Origin of the sequence: Rhodococcus sp. MH15 (assembly GCF_019266045.1) — a bacterium.
Lineage (GTDB): Bacteria > Actinomycetota > Actinomycetes > Mycobacteriales > Mycobacteriaceae > Rhodococcus_F > Rhodococcus_F qingshengii.
In genome coordinates this window covers 145,203-159,359 of record NZ_LPNP01000080.1, presented here as the reverse complement: position 1 = coordinate 159,359, position 14,157 = coordinate 145,203, and the positions used below count along the sequence as shown (strand labels likewise).

General features: G+C 61.7%; 11 protein-coding genes. 5 read left to right on the top strand and 6 right to left on the bottom strand.

Going from position 1 to position 14,157, the window contains the following annotated elements:
* Positions 1–18: 18 nt before the first annotated feature.
* Positions 19–549, bottom strand: a complete 531-nt coding sequence (locus ATN37_RS23525) for an HNH endonuclease (protein WP_007730460.1) — start codon at positions 547–549, stop codon at positions 19–21.
* Positions 550–884: 335 nt separating this feature from the next.
* Between ATN37_RS23525 and ATN37_RS23520 the strand changes: the two genes are divergently transcribed.
* On the top strand, positions 885–1,895 hold the full coding sequence (locus ATN37_RS23520; protein ID WP_007730456.1) for a low specificity L-threonine aldolase: 1,011 nt from the start codon (positions 885–887) through the stop codon (positions 1,893–1,895).
* A 1-nt stretch (position 1,896) separates the two neighbouring features.
* Here ATN37_RS23520 and ATN37_RS23515 read toward each other — a convergent pair whose 3' ends face one another.
* A complete protein-coding gene (locus tag ATN37_RS23515) occupies positions 1,897–2,751 on the bottom strand; it encodes an LLM class flavin-dependent oxidoreductase (protein ID WP_063315516.1) in 855 nt (284 codons plus the stop codon).
* Positions 2,748–3,611 carry a patatin-like phospholipase family protein gene (locus ATN37_RS23510; RefSeq protein ID WP_047269365.1) on the bottom strand — a complete coding sequence of 288 codons (864 nt, stop codon included), beginning with the start codon at positions 3,609–3,611 and terminating at the stop codon, positions 2,748–2,750. The genes ATN37_RS23515 and ATN37_RS23510 overlap by 4 nt, the downstream gene beginning before the upstream one ends.
* 54 nt (positions 3,612–3,665) lie before the next feature.
* Between ATN37_RS23510 and ATN37_RS23505 the strand changes: the two genes are divergently transcribed.
* On the top strand, positions 3,666–5,351 hold the full coding sequence (locus tag ATN37_RS23505; RefSeq protein ID WP_039973156.1) for a dihydroxyacetone kinase family protein: 1,686 nt from the start codon (positions 3,666–3,668) through the stop codon (positions 5,349–5,351).
* A gap of 101 nt (positions 5,352–5,452) precedes the next feature.
* The gene (locus ATN37_RS23500; protein ID WP_003943212.1) at positions 5,453–7,075 is read left to right on the top strand and encodes a long-chain fatty acid--CoA ligase; all 1,623 of its coding nucleotides are present in this window, start codon (positions 5,453–5,455) and stop codon (positions 7,073–7,075) included.
* 87 nt (positions 7,076–7,162) lie between these two features.
* Here the strand turns inward: ATN37_RS23500 and ATN37_RS23495 are convergent, their stop codons facing one another.
* Genes ATN37_RS23495 through ATN37_RS23485 form a run of 3 tightly spaced genes read right to left on the bottom strand, consistent with a single transcriptional unit; the run spans position 7,163 to position 9,786 of the window.
* The gene (locus ATN37_RS23495) at positions 7,163–7,789 is read right to left on the bottom strand and encodes a TetR/AcrR family transcriptional regulator (RefSeq protein WP_063315515.1); all 627 of its coding nucleotides are present in this window, start codon (positions 7,787–7,789) and stop codon (positions 7,163–7,165) included.
* Between the two features lie 13 nt (positions 7,790–7,802).
* Positions 7,803–8,564, bottom strand: coding sequence for a 3-hydroxyacyl-CoA dehydrogenase (locus ATN37_RS23490; protein ID WP_003942978.1), 762 nt, complete (start codon positions 8,562–8,564; stop codon positions 7,803–7,805).
* 28 nt (positions 8,565–8,592) lie between these two features.
* On the bottom strand, positions 8,593–9,786 hold the full coding sequence (locus ATN37_RS23485; RefSeq protein WP_218695678.1) for an acetyl-CoA C-acyltransferase: 1,194 nt from the start codon (positions 9,784–9,786) through the stop codon (positions 8,593–8,595).
* 368 nt (positions 9,787–10,154) lie between these two features.
* Here ATN37_RS23485 and lanKC point away from each other — a divergent pair, with 368 nt between their 5' ends.
* The gene (gene lanKC / locus ATN37_RS23480; RefSeq protein WP_218695677.1) at positions 10,155–12,737 is read left to right on the top strand and encodes a class III lanthionine synthetase LanKC; all 2,583 of its coding nucleotides are present in this window, start codon (positions 10,155–10,157) and stop codon (positions 12,735–12,737) included.
* A 423-nt stretch (positions 12,738–13,160) separates the two neighbouring features.
* Positions 13,161–14,150, top strand: coding sequence for a hypothetical protein (locus tag ATN37_RS23475; RefSeq protein WP_218695676.1), 990 nt, complete (start codon positions 13,161–13,163; stop codon positions 14,148–14,150).
* The last annotated feature ends 7 nt before the right edge of the window (positions 14,151–14,157 follow it).

Genomic DNA, 14,157 nt, shown 5'->3' with positions numbered 1-14,157 from the left:
ACTTGCTCCCTTCGACCGTCACGCCCGACTCAATTCGCGCCAGATCTTCTGCTGCACTTTCTCGATGCGCCGAGGTGCCTTCGGCTCCCACAGCAGCCGCATACCGGCCTCGGCCGGAGTGCGATCCGCCTTGCGCTGATTGCAGGAACTGCAGCACGCCACCAGATTTCCCCACGTGTTGGGCCCGTTACGGCTCCGCGGCTGGACATGGTCGATGGTCGTTGCCCGGGCGGCGCAGTACGCACATTGACGACCGTCCCGGTCGAAGACACCGGCAAAAGTGGCCCGACTGGAATCGGTGACCGTCACCCGGTGAGCAACGTACACGTACTCGGCGAGCAGGATCGTCCTCGGCAGTGGGATTTCGACGTGCTTGGAGCGCACCGGAAATATCGGGGTCACGTCTTCGGTGGACTGCGCGGAGCCGGTGGCGATCAGGACGACCGCACGATCGGCGCTCACTTCACCGAGGTACTCGTACGTGGCGTTGAGTACCCGGACGGGGCGGTTCATCCAACTGTGAGCAAGTGCGCGGTTCGGGTTCCGCATGAGAGTTCTCAGTTCGTGTCGAGGAGTGAAACTCCTGGACACGAAGACGGGTCAGGAGCAAATGCAAGAAATGGGGAACGGCATATATCCAGCGCCGCTCTGTTCCCCGAATGCGGGATGGGAAATACCGCGGGGCGAGTGCCCGCGCAGGTGCAACGCTTGCTTCCAGTCGCGCATGCCTGTCCCCTTCCACTTCTTGTTCTCGTCACCGGCTATTGCCGACGCTCATCATCACACGGAAGGCGTCCTCAGCGATATCGATTTATCAGGCCGGAAGAGCCGTCCTGGAAATACCGCGGTTTGACGCCGGAACACGCGGCTTGATCGAATGAGCCATGACTTCGTCGTACATCGACCTACGCTCGGACACCGTCACCAAGCCTGATGCGGAGATGCGGAAGGCGATGGCCGACGCCGAGGTCGGTGACGACGTCCTCGATCACGACCCGACCATGGCGGCGCTCGAGGAAGAGGTGGCGCACACTCTGGGTTTACCGGCGGCACTGTGGGTGCCGAGCGGATCGATGGGCAACCTGATTGCGCTGATGCTGCACCTTCACCGCGGCGATCAGTTCCTGGCACCGGAACACTCTCACGTCTTGGGCTCCGAATTGGGCACCGCTGCCTGGCTCGCCCAGGGAATGCCGATGGCGTTGCCGCACGACGGCGGACCCGGACGTCCCACCCCCGAGACTGTTGTGAAGGCGGCGGGCTCCCCCGGCCCGTACTTCGCGTTGAACACCACGCTGCTCTGTCTCGAGAACACTCATAACTTCGCCGGCGGTGCCGTCATGAATCCGACCGAATGGACGAAGCTGGTCGACGCAGCGCGATCACGCGGCTTGAAGATTCACCTCGACGGCGCCCGTCTCTGGAATGCCGCTGTTGCACTCGATGTTTCGCCCACCGAATTGACTTCCGGCGCCGATACCGTTCAGGTGTGCCTGAGTAAGGGACTCGGTGCGCCGGTCGGCTCGATACTCGCCGCATCACCCGAATTGATCACCGAAGCCCGAAGGATCCGCAAGATGCTCGGCGGCGGCGTTCGTCAGGGCGGAGTGCTGGCCGCAGCCGGCATCGTCGCGTTGCGCTCACAAGCTCGCCTCTCCGACGATCACGACAACGCGCAGCGCCTCGCGTCGGGGCTTCGTGAACGCGGTTGGGCCGTCGACGAACCTGCCACCAACATCGTTCTGGCCGCGACAGCTGATCCGTCGGTCACCGTTGCTCAGCTCGCCGCTGTCGATGTCGGCGCGGTCACCGTTGCCGGGAAGGTTCGGTTCGTGACACATCGCGACGTGAGCACTGCCGACATCGACGCGGTTCTGTCCAGAGTAACCTTCTGAACTACGCCACCAGGGGTTGAACCTCCTGCGCGACAAAGCGAATGAACTCGCGGACATCCGGCTCGTCAACAGTCGGTTGGAGTACCACGGTGGTTGCACCTGCTGCAACCCATCGCCGTGCTGCTGCCGCGACTTCGGCCGCGTTGCCCACGGCAATCGCATCCTCCGGCGACTCGCTACCGGACGCTGCGGCCTCGGCAAGGGCGCGCTCACGACCGCCGGAACCGAAAGCACAGATGACGTAGACGACAACCTCGTGATCCGACGCCCCGATGTGAGCGATCGCCCGACGCACGCTGTCCGGGGTCGTCCCACCCGAGAGCACGGTGCCCTGCGCCAACTCGCCACTGAGTGCCAAAGTCTTTGGCCCCGTGGCGCCGACGAGCAACTGCGGCACCGTCTCCGGTGGCCACGCCAGCGTCACGTCCGTGAGATTCACGTATCGACCGGACACCGTCACCGACTCACCGCGCAGTAGCCTCTCCACCGCTCCGAACTGCTCCCGCAGGAGGGTCAACGGCGATTCGGCTTTGGCCCCGATCTGCCGCATCCAACTCTGAACGCCGTGGCCGAAGCCAACCCGTAGTCGATCCGGATGAACTCTGGCCAGCGCTGAAATCTCCATCGCCGTGATCGCGGTGTTGCGCATCGGGGTCGGCAGCACACCGATCGCCACACCCACGCGATCGGTCTCAGCCAATATAGTTGCAGCAGTGGCTATTCCTCCGCCGAAGAAGCAGTCTTCCCACAACCAGACCTCGTCGATACCGACTTCGTCTGCACACCTGGCATGTCGAACCAGATCTTCCGGAGATTGCTCCGGGCGCACGACGACGGCAATCCGTGCGGCGCTCATGCCGTCACCAGAAACGCGGCGATCTCGTCGGCGGTTCGACGGCCCTGTTCGCGGCCGAGTTCGGCTGCGGGGCGCCTGGTTGTCGGTGAAAGCGAGTTCGTTCCGATCGCTTCGACGACGGCGTCGTCGGCGAAGACAGGCAGCACGGGCAAGGGCGTCATCACGTCGATTTCCTCTCGTAGACTGCCGCCCAGAAGATTCGGGGCGGGGTCGGCTGCGGGTGAAAGAACCACGACCACATCGCAGTCGGCAGCCAGATGAACATTCGAGCCACTCGCCATTCCGCCGTCCATGTACCGCTCGCCCTCGATCACGACTACCGGCCACACCCCTGGTACGGCGCAACTTGCTCCGACTGCGTCGATCAGTTCTACGCCGTCAGCGTTGCCGAACACCCTCAACTCACCGGTCTGTGCGTTGATCGCCGGGATGCGCAACTCCCGGTCGGGCCACAACCGATTGGGCAGCCTCGCCTCGATGACCGCGCGACGCACGGCAGGTTCGACGGTATCGGCTCTCATCGCTGCTTCGCCGAGCAAACGGAGCTGCTCGGCCCGGTCCTGCGATCCTGCGATCGCGTCGACGAACATCTGACCGAGTACCTCGACATCGACCTTCGGGTCGATTTCGCCGGTCGCCTCCGCTGTTTGTGCGTCGAAAAGCTCTTGCAGTGTCACGCCGCTCGCTATCTGAGCGCTCACCGTGGAACCTGCGGAAGTGCCGATCAACACGTCCGCCGTCAGCAGCGCAGCGGCAGTGTCCGGTGATTTGTCCTGAAGGCCCAACAGAAAACCTGTTTCCCAGGCGATTCCCGCAACGCCGCCACCGGCAAGTACCAACCCCAATTTCACGCCGTCCACCTCTCGTCGATCGTGATCCGTGCCCGAAGTCGACGTTAGACCTACTCTGAAGTGATGTTCATGCGCAGCGCAAAGACATTTGTTCCCGACGCACTCCGTGGTTTGATCGCATCCACCGACGACATCGCGTGGAATCCCGACCCTGGGTACCTCACACGCGCAAGGCCACTTCCCCGCGGACGGGTCGCGCTCGTCTCCGGCGGCGGTTCAGGCCACGAACCCATGCACGCCGGATTCATCGGCGAAGGAATGCTCACAGCCGTCTGCCCCGGATTGGTCTTCAGCTCACCCAATGCACTTCAGATCCACGAGGGGTCCAAGGCTGCCGACGCCGGCGGCGGCGTCCTTCACATCGTGAAGAACTACACCGGCGACGTGATGAACTTCGGTATCGCCCGAGAGTTGCTACGCGAGGACAAGATCGATACGGACGTCGTCCTGGTCGACGACGACGTCGCGACCGAACGCGCAGACGGCAGTGGCCCGGGGCGACGCGGTACTGCGGCAACCATCGTGGTGGAGAAGGTCTGCGGCGCATCCGCCGCCCGCGGCGACGACCTGGCCGAGGTGACCCGGATCGGACAACACGTCGCGCACTCCGCTCGGAGCATGGCCGTCGCCCTTCGCCCATGCACTTTGCCGGGGGCTGACGAGCCGTCGTTCGACTTGCCGGCGGGTCAGATGGAACTCGGTATCGGCATCCACGGCGAACGCGGCACAGAACGCGTGGACGCCCTGCCCGCACCGGAATTGGTGCGGCGGCTGACGGACCCGATCATCAAGTCCCTGAGTCTCGCTGAAGGCGACCGCGTCATCGCCGTCGTCAACGGTCTCGGCGCCACCCACCCGCTGGAGTTGCAACTTCTGTTCGCCGAACTCGGAGATTATCTGGACGAACAGGGAATTCACATCGAGCGGACACTGATCGGAACCTTCGTCACTGCATTGAACATGGCAGGCGCGTCCATCACCCTTGTTCGCACAGACAAAGAAATCCTCGAATTATGGGACGCACCAACAAAAGCGCCCGCCTGGCCGAATGCTATAGCGCGTGAGTACACCGGCATGGGCACGCGCGAATCTTTCGGTCCCACATTCACACCCGACACCTCACGCACCGCCGAAAGCAGCTTCGTCGGAAGCTGGATTGCGGACTGGGCCGAGAAGGTACTGGATCAGGAACCGGCACTGACCGATCTCGACCGACGAGCGGGCGACGGCGATTTCGGGACCAACATGGTGGCCGCACTGGATCAACTCGACATCTCGGCGATCCGTGACACGTACTCCACCGCAACGATATTCGATGCAGTCTCACAGGCGTACCTCGGCCACGCCGGTGGCACCTCCGGCGCATTGTTCGGCATCTGGTTCCGGCATTTCTTCCGCGTTGCCGCAGACTCGGCGGACTCCGAACTCGACCTCGGCGCGATCGCGGCTGCAGCGCGAGCGGGACTCGACAACATCACCTCGCTCGGCGGCGCACGCGTCGGCGACAAGACGATGGTCGACGCGATAGTTCCGGCGGTCGAGTCGTTGGAGCAATCCGTGAGCTCGGAAGCCGATCGAGATGCTGCGCTGGCGAGCGCAGCGGAAGCCGCAGCGGCCGGGGCGGAGTCGACCGAAACCATGCTCGCGAACCGCGGACGTGCAAGTTATGTGGGCGAAGCCGCTCGCGGAGTAGTCGATCCGGGAGCGCTACTCATAGCGTGGTTCTTCGCCAGTGCAGTGGGTCACTAGCGAGCACTTCGGGGCTGTGACTAATCTGGCAGCCACAGCACATCGTTTGTGACGACCCGTGGGCAAAAGCACCGGTCTCACACACCACACAGGAGCAGCCCATGCTGAGCACCATGCAAGACGCCCCCCTCTCCATTGCTCAACTTCTCCGCCACGGTGCCTCCGTTCACGGCGCCTCCGAGGTTGTCACGTGGACCGAGTCCGGCCCGCGCCGTGTGTCCTACGCTGACGTCGGCAAGCGCTGTGCTCAGCTCGCGCACGCCCTGCGCGGGCTCGGCGTCGAGGGCGACGAGCGAGTCGCCACGTTCATGTGGAACAACTCCGAGCACCTCGAGGCGTACCTGGCGATCCCCTCGATGGGCGCTGTGCTCCACACCCTGAACATTCGTCTGTTCCCCGAGCAGTTGATCCATGTCGCCAATCACGCCGAGGACCGCGTGATCATCGTCGACCCGTCCCTGATTCCGCTTCTCTCTCCGCAGCTTCCGTCGCTGACCACCGTCAAACACATCGTCGTCACCGGCTCCTCCACTGCAGGACTCGAAGCTCCCGAGGGAGTGCAGGTTCACACCTACGAGGGCTTGATCGCCGATCAGCCCACCGAGTTCGACTGGCCCGAGGTCGACGAACTGAGCGCTGCCGCAATGTGTTACACGTCCGGCACCACGGGTGACCCCAAGGGCGTCGTCTACTCCCACCGTTCGATCTACCTGCACTCCATGCAGGTCTGCATGAGCGACGGCCCCAACCTCGCGCAGGGCGATCGTGCACTCGCCGTGGTGCCTCAGTTCCACGCCATGTCGTGGGGACTTCCCTACGCCGCATTCATGATCGGTGCTTCGCTGATCATGCCCGACCGCTTCCTCCAGCCTGCCCCGTTGGCTGCGATCATCGCCAGCGAGAAGCCGACGTTCGCCGCAGCCGTCCCCACCATCTGGCAGGGCCTGCACCTCTACCTCGAGCAGAACCCGCAGGACATCTCCTCGATGCGCGAGGTTCTGATCGGTGGGTCCGCGGTACCGCCGGCCCTCATGCACGCATTCGAAGCCGACCACAACGTCTCCGTCCTGCACGCCTGGGGCATGACCGAAACCTCCCCACTCGGATCCGTCGCCCGCCCGCCGGCCGGTGTCACCGGCGACGCGATGTGGAAGTACCGCTACTCTCAGGGCCGCTTCCCGGCATCCGTCGAGGCACGTCTCATCGACGATGACGGCAAAGTTGTTGCACACGACGGCGTTTCCGTCGGCGAGCTCGAAGTGCGCGGCCCCTGGATCACCGGGTCGTACTACGGCGTCGATGCGGAAGACAAGTTCAACGACGGCTGGCTCAAGACCGGTGACGTCGGATCCATCACGGCCGACGGCTTCCTGAGCCTGTCCGACCGCTCCAAGGACATCATCAAGTCCGGCGGCGAATGGATCTCCTCGGTCGACCTCGAGAACGCCGTCATGGGTCACCCTGACGTCACCGAAGCTGCCGTCATCGGCGTGCCGGACGAGAAGTGGGACGAGCGCCCGTTGGTCGCGGTTGTTCTGCGCGCCGGATCCGAGACCACGATGTCCGAACTCCAGCAATATCTTTCGGACAAGGTAGCCAAGTGGCAGCTCCCCGAGAACTGGGCTGTGGTTCAGGAAGTTCCGAAGACGAGCGTCGGCAAGTTCGACAAGAAACGCCTTCGCGCCGACTACCACGAGGGCGGACTCGAAGTCACTCGCCTCTGACACGGAGTGAATGCCGAAGTATGAATACTGAAGGTGGGCAACAGGTTTTCACTCTGTTGCCCACCTTCATTTAACGAGCAATGCACTTTACGGACGATAACCGACCGTGCGAAAAGCGATGTCGACGTACTTCTGCGCCAATTGCGACGGCGACATCGGACCGCCGGTCTGGAACCAACGCGGCAGTGACTGCGCCATACCGAGTATTGCCCGGACGGTCTCTTCGGTATCGGTGACCGCGAAATCTCCCGATGCCACACCGTCGTCGACGATCCTGCGCATCAGCAACTCGAGCCGCTTACGACTGGCGGCGTATCGACTTCGGCTTTCCGGTGAGACATGCCGGATCTCGGTGTCCAACGCAGCATGCCGCGACCGGTGGGTCATATAGAGAACTATCGCCTCCACCACCAAGGCGAAGCGTCGTACCGGATTTTCGCCGGCCTCCGCTTCTGCCGCTTCGGTTCTGGTATTCAGCTCACTCATCGAGACCTCGAACAAAGCGACGAGAATTGCCTCTTTGTTCGCGTGGTGATAGTAGAGCGCGGGAACGGTTACCCCGACACGATTGGCAATCTGGCGCACCGTCGTGCCGTGGTAACCATTCTCGTCGAAAAGCTCGAGCGAAGCCGTCAGGATGTCGGTCATCACCAGCGGCGGGAAGGACCTCCAGTCCACTGCCACCGAGCTCACCGACTCCACCTCGCCAGTCATGTGATAGCCGAAATTACCGCGGTGCCATACGGATTGCACCGTCGAGGCGGATCGTCTCACCATTGAGCATGGGGTTGGAAACGATGTGCGCAGCAAGCGCGCCGTACTCGCTGGGATCACCCAGGCGAGAGGGGTGAGGCACCTGCTGACCCAACGACGCCTGGGCTGCTTCGGGCAGTCCAGCCAGCAACGGGGTCTTGAACAAGCCGGGTGCAATGGTGTTGACGCGGATCAGCAGCGACGCGAGGTCACGGGCGATGGGAAGCGTCATACCGACGACGCCGCCCTTCGACGCGGAGTACGCAGCCTGCCCGATCTGGCCGTCATACGCTGCGACCGAAGCGGTGTTGATGATGACGCCGCGTTCACCGTCGATCGGCTCGGTCTTCGAAATACGTTCCGCAGCAAGACGAAGGACGTTGAAGGTGCCGATCAGATTGACGTCGATGACCTTCTTGAACGCGTCGAGCGGGAAAGCGCCCTTCTTGCTGACCGTCTTGACTGCGTTGCCGATTCCGGCGCAGTTGACTGCCACGCGCAGGGGTCCGAGGGACTCGGCCACGTCGAGTGCCGCGGTGACCGCAGCCTCGTCGGTGACGTCTGCAGCCGCGAAGCGGACCCGGTCGCCAAGTTCCTTGGCGATGGCTTCACCGTTGGACGACGGAAGGTCGATAATGACGACGCTGGCACCGTCGGCAAGAAGGGCTTTGGTCGTAGCCAGGCCGAGGCCGGATGCTCCACCGGTGACGACGGCGACGCTGTCGTTGACGATCATGAGAGTTCCTTTCGAAAGGTTATGTGTTTCAGATGCGTTCGATGATGGTGGCGTTGGCCATGCCGGCGCCCTCGCACATGGTCTGCAATCCGTAGCGTCCGCCGGTGGCCTCGAGGTGGTTGACCATAGTGGTCAGCAGACGAGTACCCGAGGACCCCAGGGCATGGCCGAGTGCAATCGCGCCGCCCCACGGGTTGAGCTTTGCCGGGTCGGCGCCGAACTCGTGAGCCCAGGCGAGTGGAACGGGAGCGAAGGCTTCGTTGACCTCGTAGGTGTCGATGTCGTCGATGCTCAGACCCGCGCGAGCGAGCACCTTGTGGGTGGCTGGGATGGGTGCGGTGAGCATGAAGATCGGGTCATCGCCCGCAACGGAGAAGGAATGGAAACGAGCTCGCGGCGTCAGCCCCAGCTTCGACGCCATTTCTTCGCTCATGATCAGTGCTGCGGACGCGCCGTCGGTGAGCGGCGACGAGTTACCGGGAGTGATCGACCACTGCGCCTCGGGGAAGCGCTGCGCGTACTTCTCCGAGTAGAACGACGGCTTCAAACCGGCGAGTCCCTCGGCGGTAGTAGACGCTCGAACCGTCTCGTCGACGATATGCGAGACGGTCTCACCGGCGGCGTTGGTCACCGAGATCGGCAGAATCTCCTTGTCGAAGAGCCCCTTCGCCGCTGCCTCTGCTGCCCGCTGGTGGGACTGCGCGGAGAATGCGTCGAGAGTGTCGCGGTCAAGCTTCCACTTGGCGGCGATCAATTCTGCAGAGATTCCCTGGTTGACCAGGCCTTCGGGGTAGCGAGTCGCGACGCCCGGACCGGAAGCGTCCTTCCCCATCGTCGTGGTACCCATCGGGACACGACTCATGGATTCGACGCCTGCCGCGATCACGATGTCGTAGGCCCCGGCGATCACGCCCTGCGCCGCAAAGTGCGCAGCTTGCTGACTTGATCCGCACTGGCGATCAATCGTGGTGGCGGGTACCGACTCGGGGAACCCTGCCGACAGGACCGCGCTGCGGGTGATGTTGAGCGCCTGCTCACCGGCCTGGCCGACGCAACCGCCGATCACGTCGTCCACCAGGGCGGGGTCGAGGCCGTTTCGCGAGGTGATGGAACGCAGAACGTGGGCCATCAGTTCGACAGGGTGCGTCCCGGACAGTGCTCCGCCCGGCTTTCCCTTGCCGGACGCGATCCGGACTACATCGACGATCACTGCCTTGGTCATCTTCGTTCCCTTCGAGGACGTGCATTGCTGGGGCGGTCCGGCACCCGTGTTTCGTGGCGCCGGGTACCGGACCGAGATCGAGGGAGCACCCTGACTTAGCGCTCGCTAAAGAACTACCACCGACTTGATCCTCTCGTCAAGAGGGGGCCTCCGAACTCGAAACAAATGCGGCCGACTAAAAGCTGGGCGATCAGTGACCTCGCCTGGCCCACGCCATTCATTAGTACTTTCGAATGATAGGTTTTCAATCTTCGCCCGAAATGTCCGGAATCGGATAACCTTCCGCCACAAGCAATCCAAGCCACAGGGGATTCGGGGCGTGGCACCAATCGATGACAACCGCAGGGGGACTGACTGGGAGGTTTGGCGTGGACCTGCGATACGTTGCCTTCACGCGTGCCGACCCGCATTTCTACGACCGAATCAGAACGGTCACCCGACCAGATACATCAACTGACCAGCACTTTATCCCCGCGAAGTCGGTGGATTGGTCGCTCTGGCGGCGCGGTCCCCAAAGTGGACCGTGGAACTACTTCCAACCGCCCGACGGTCTGCTGCCAGAACAAGGATGGAAGATTCACTGCTCCGCTACCCGAGCCAACGCGCAGGAGCTGCTCGATACCGTTTCCGTATATTGCGGTCACAATCATGTGCCGTTCAAATTTCTTCGGACGGCAGCAGACCTCATGTTGTCCAACAGCAAGCAGGCCAATCGAACTTCCAGCGGAAAATTCATCACGATCTATCCGGCGGATGGTGTTGCCACACAACGTGTCATCACCGAACTGGACAAGCTTGTCGCCGGTGCCGACGGGCCGTACATCCTCAGCGATGTGCGATGGAACCGGGGACCGCTCTACTTACGGTACGGCGCGTATCTGCCCATGCAGACCTACGATTCATTCGGCGATCGCGTCCCGGCAATTCGGCGTCCTGACGGATCGCTCGAACCCGATGTGCGCGGCACTTCCTTCAGAACTCCGGACTGGGTACAAATCCCGGACTTCGTTCGCGCGCAGCAAGACAAGCTGAAATCACATGACGAATTCCCCTATTCGATCAATGAAGCCCTGCACTTCAGCAACAGCGGGGGGATCTACTCCGCATTCGACGACGCCGGCATCGATCTGGTCATCAAAGAAGGCCGTCCCTTTACCGCCCCAGACGCAAACGGCCGGTACGCAATCGACCGCATCCGTAACGAGTACGACAAGTTGACTCACCTTGCCGACAACCCGTACACACCTTCTGCGATCAGCTTGTTCGAGCGCGAGGGACACCACTTCCTTGTCACCGAGCGCGCTGCCGGCACTCCCCTGAATCAGGAAGTTGCGCTCCGCCACCCACTGATACGCGCCGACCAGACACTCAGTTCCCGAACGGAATACAGAACCTGGGCACTCGACATTGCACAACAGTTGACTACCGCAGTCGAGAGCTTCCACAACGCCGGAATCGTTCATGCCGATCTTCACCCTGGCAACGTCATGTGCTCACCGTCCGGTATTCGGATCATCGACTTCGAGATGGCCCACAACATCGACGAGCATCCGCCCCGGTCCACCGGAGCCCCCGGATACACAGCACCTCGACAGTTGACAGGAATCGCGGCGGATCGATACTCGTTGGGATGCATCGAGCTGGGACTCTTTGTCCCACTTACTACATTGTTCCCTCTCGATTGCAACAAGATTCCCGAACTCATCGACTATGCGGTGTCTCGATTCGATCTTCCTCGTGCCTTCGGTGCCTCGCTCTATTCGATGCTCGACGTACAGGCGCCGGAACCGGAGAATCGCCCGCATCGTTGGGACACGTCGCCCGGGGAAAACCTGCAACGGGCGGCCGCTCTATTGCGCTGCGGCATCCTCGCCTCGCTTGATCTCTCCCGCCCTGATCGACTCTTTCCCGGTGACATCGCCCAGTTCGAAGTGAACGGCTACGGCATTGCTCACGGCTCGTGCGGAAACCTGCTCGCCGATGTACTTCCCGCAGACACCTTGGAGTCAGTTCTGGAATGGACTGAACATCAAGTTGATTCGGATACTCAACCAAAGTTCGGCTTCTTCGACGGGCTCGCGGGTGCGGTGCATACCTTTCGGCATCACGGGCGACATTCGACAGCCGACAGGTGGGTCGAGACTTTGCGTCGAGCCCCACTCGACGACATCGACTCCAGCCTTTTCAGCGGCCTTTCCGGAATCGGTTGCCTCCTACTCGAGGAATCGGTTTCACGGCCGATCGTGTCACCCACTCTCGCCGTCGTGACTGAAACTCTGCGCGAACGAATTTCAGCTGCTCGCTTGCATGTCCGCGACGCCGGCGGAACACCTTGGGCAGTGGCCGGCCGAGGTGGGCTGATGCGGGGACCGAGCGGACAAGCACTGTTCTGGACTCGCCACTACGAACTGAGTGGTGATCCTCGATCGCTGGAACACGCACGCCAGCTCGTCGACATCGATCTGTCTGTGATGTCGATGTGCCCTGACGGGTCGATGCAGCTGAGAGAGGAGCGCCGGACGATGCCGTATCTCGGATCCGGGTCTGTCGGTGTGGGCCTGGTACTTCTTCAACTTCTGCGCCATGTCGACGAACCGCGTTACGCAGCTGCGGTGCGTGCGATATCCCGCGCCGCCACAGTCGAATTCACTGCCCAAGCCGGACTACTCAACGGGCGAGCCGGGCTGATTCTGTTTCTCAGCGAACTCTCCAAGACTCCATACGCCGGCGCCGATTGTGAACAGACGCTTGCACAGCAGTTTCAGCTTCTGGGCTTGCACAGCCTCAATCACGCAGGAGGCCTGCACTTTCCAGGTGAACAGAACCTGAGACTCTCGACAGACTGGGCAACCGGATCTGCAGGAATACTGGCGTTGCTCCGATATACCCGATCGGCAACTGCCCGACAGTCGTTTCCACTGATGTGCGCGTCGAACTGCCACATCGCCTAATTGTTCGGAAGTTATCACCCACGGCAGATTGGAGCACAGAAGTACCAGGCGAAAAACCTGGAATTAAATCAACACCGCAAGCAAACTCGATCGATCAAATCCATCGGCAAGAACGCCGATCAACAAAGGAAATGACAATGGACGCTATTCTCTCCCTTCAAGATCTGTCAGTCGCCGCCGGCAACGTCGGAGATGCCGGCCAACTCGAGCAGAACGCGGCAATCAGTTCGCTCAGTTTCTTCTGCCTCTGACCTCAGGCCGATACCTCGGAGCAGGTCCGGGGTATCGGCTTCGCAATCAGTGCGAATCGTCAAACGGACAGTATTGTTTCATCATGAGACGCATACACACTTCACCGAGCTGCATTCGCCGATGATGTGCGCGACCTGGCGGCAATGCCGAGGGCAGATCGTATGGTCATCGATGGTGATATTCCTTCTGATCCTGACAACGGCGATTTCAGGTTGGTTCGTTCAGCGTTCGGGCGAGAGTTGGGACTTCGGCGACATCTGCTCACGCTGGTACGACGGAGGTGGCAGTTGCCGTGCCGACACCGCTCTCACCTTGACGACGCTTCTCGTACTCCTACTACCGTTCGCCTCAGGAATGCTGGTCGGCGTCACCACATTCGCCCGAGACTTCGAGCAGGGTCCCGAAAACCTCGATTTTCTCGAGTCCACCAGCCTTGTTCGATGGTATTTCTTGCGGGTCCTGGTGGTCTTCGTTCCCATCACCCTTGCGATGGCAGTCCTGGGCCTGGTGCTCGGCTGGACCCAGACGCTTGGCCGGGGACAGGCGGCAACAAATGAAGCCACCTCGTTTTCCTTGATGGAGTTCCCCAATTTTCAGACGACGGGAATCGTCGTCGGCGCCTACACCTTTTTAGCAATGACTACCGGCAGCGCAGCCGCATTGCTCATCCGCAACACCGTCTTCGCGATGGTCATGACTCTTCTCGCGTTCTTGATCGTGCCCGTCGCACTGAGCGCGACGATGCGCGAGCATTACTTGGCCCCCGACACTGAAGTGCAACCCATCGACGGACTGGCACGTGCAGCGGAATATGCACCGTCGCCGTATGAAAATCTCGACTCGAGGTGGGTCATCGATGCCGGCTTCGCCGATACGGATGGCAACATGATCGACGCCGATTACACAATGTGCTGGGGCTCAGACAATTCCGATCGCAAGCAGCAAGACCTCGAGGTCGACAACTGCCTTCGAGAACAGGGAATCGATCACTATGCCGTGATCTATCACCCACAGAGCCGGTACTGGCAATTTCAGTTCATCGAGACTGCCGTGATGCTGTTGTGCTCCGGGTTGATGGTGGCGCTCGCACTCGTCGGCGCACGTGGACGACGTCGGCGACCCGCCTATAACCGACTGTCCGAAATGTCGAAATCGATTTGATAGCAGC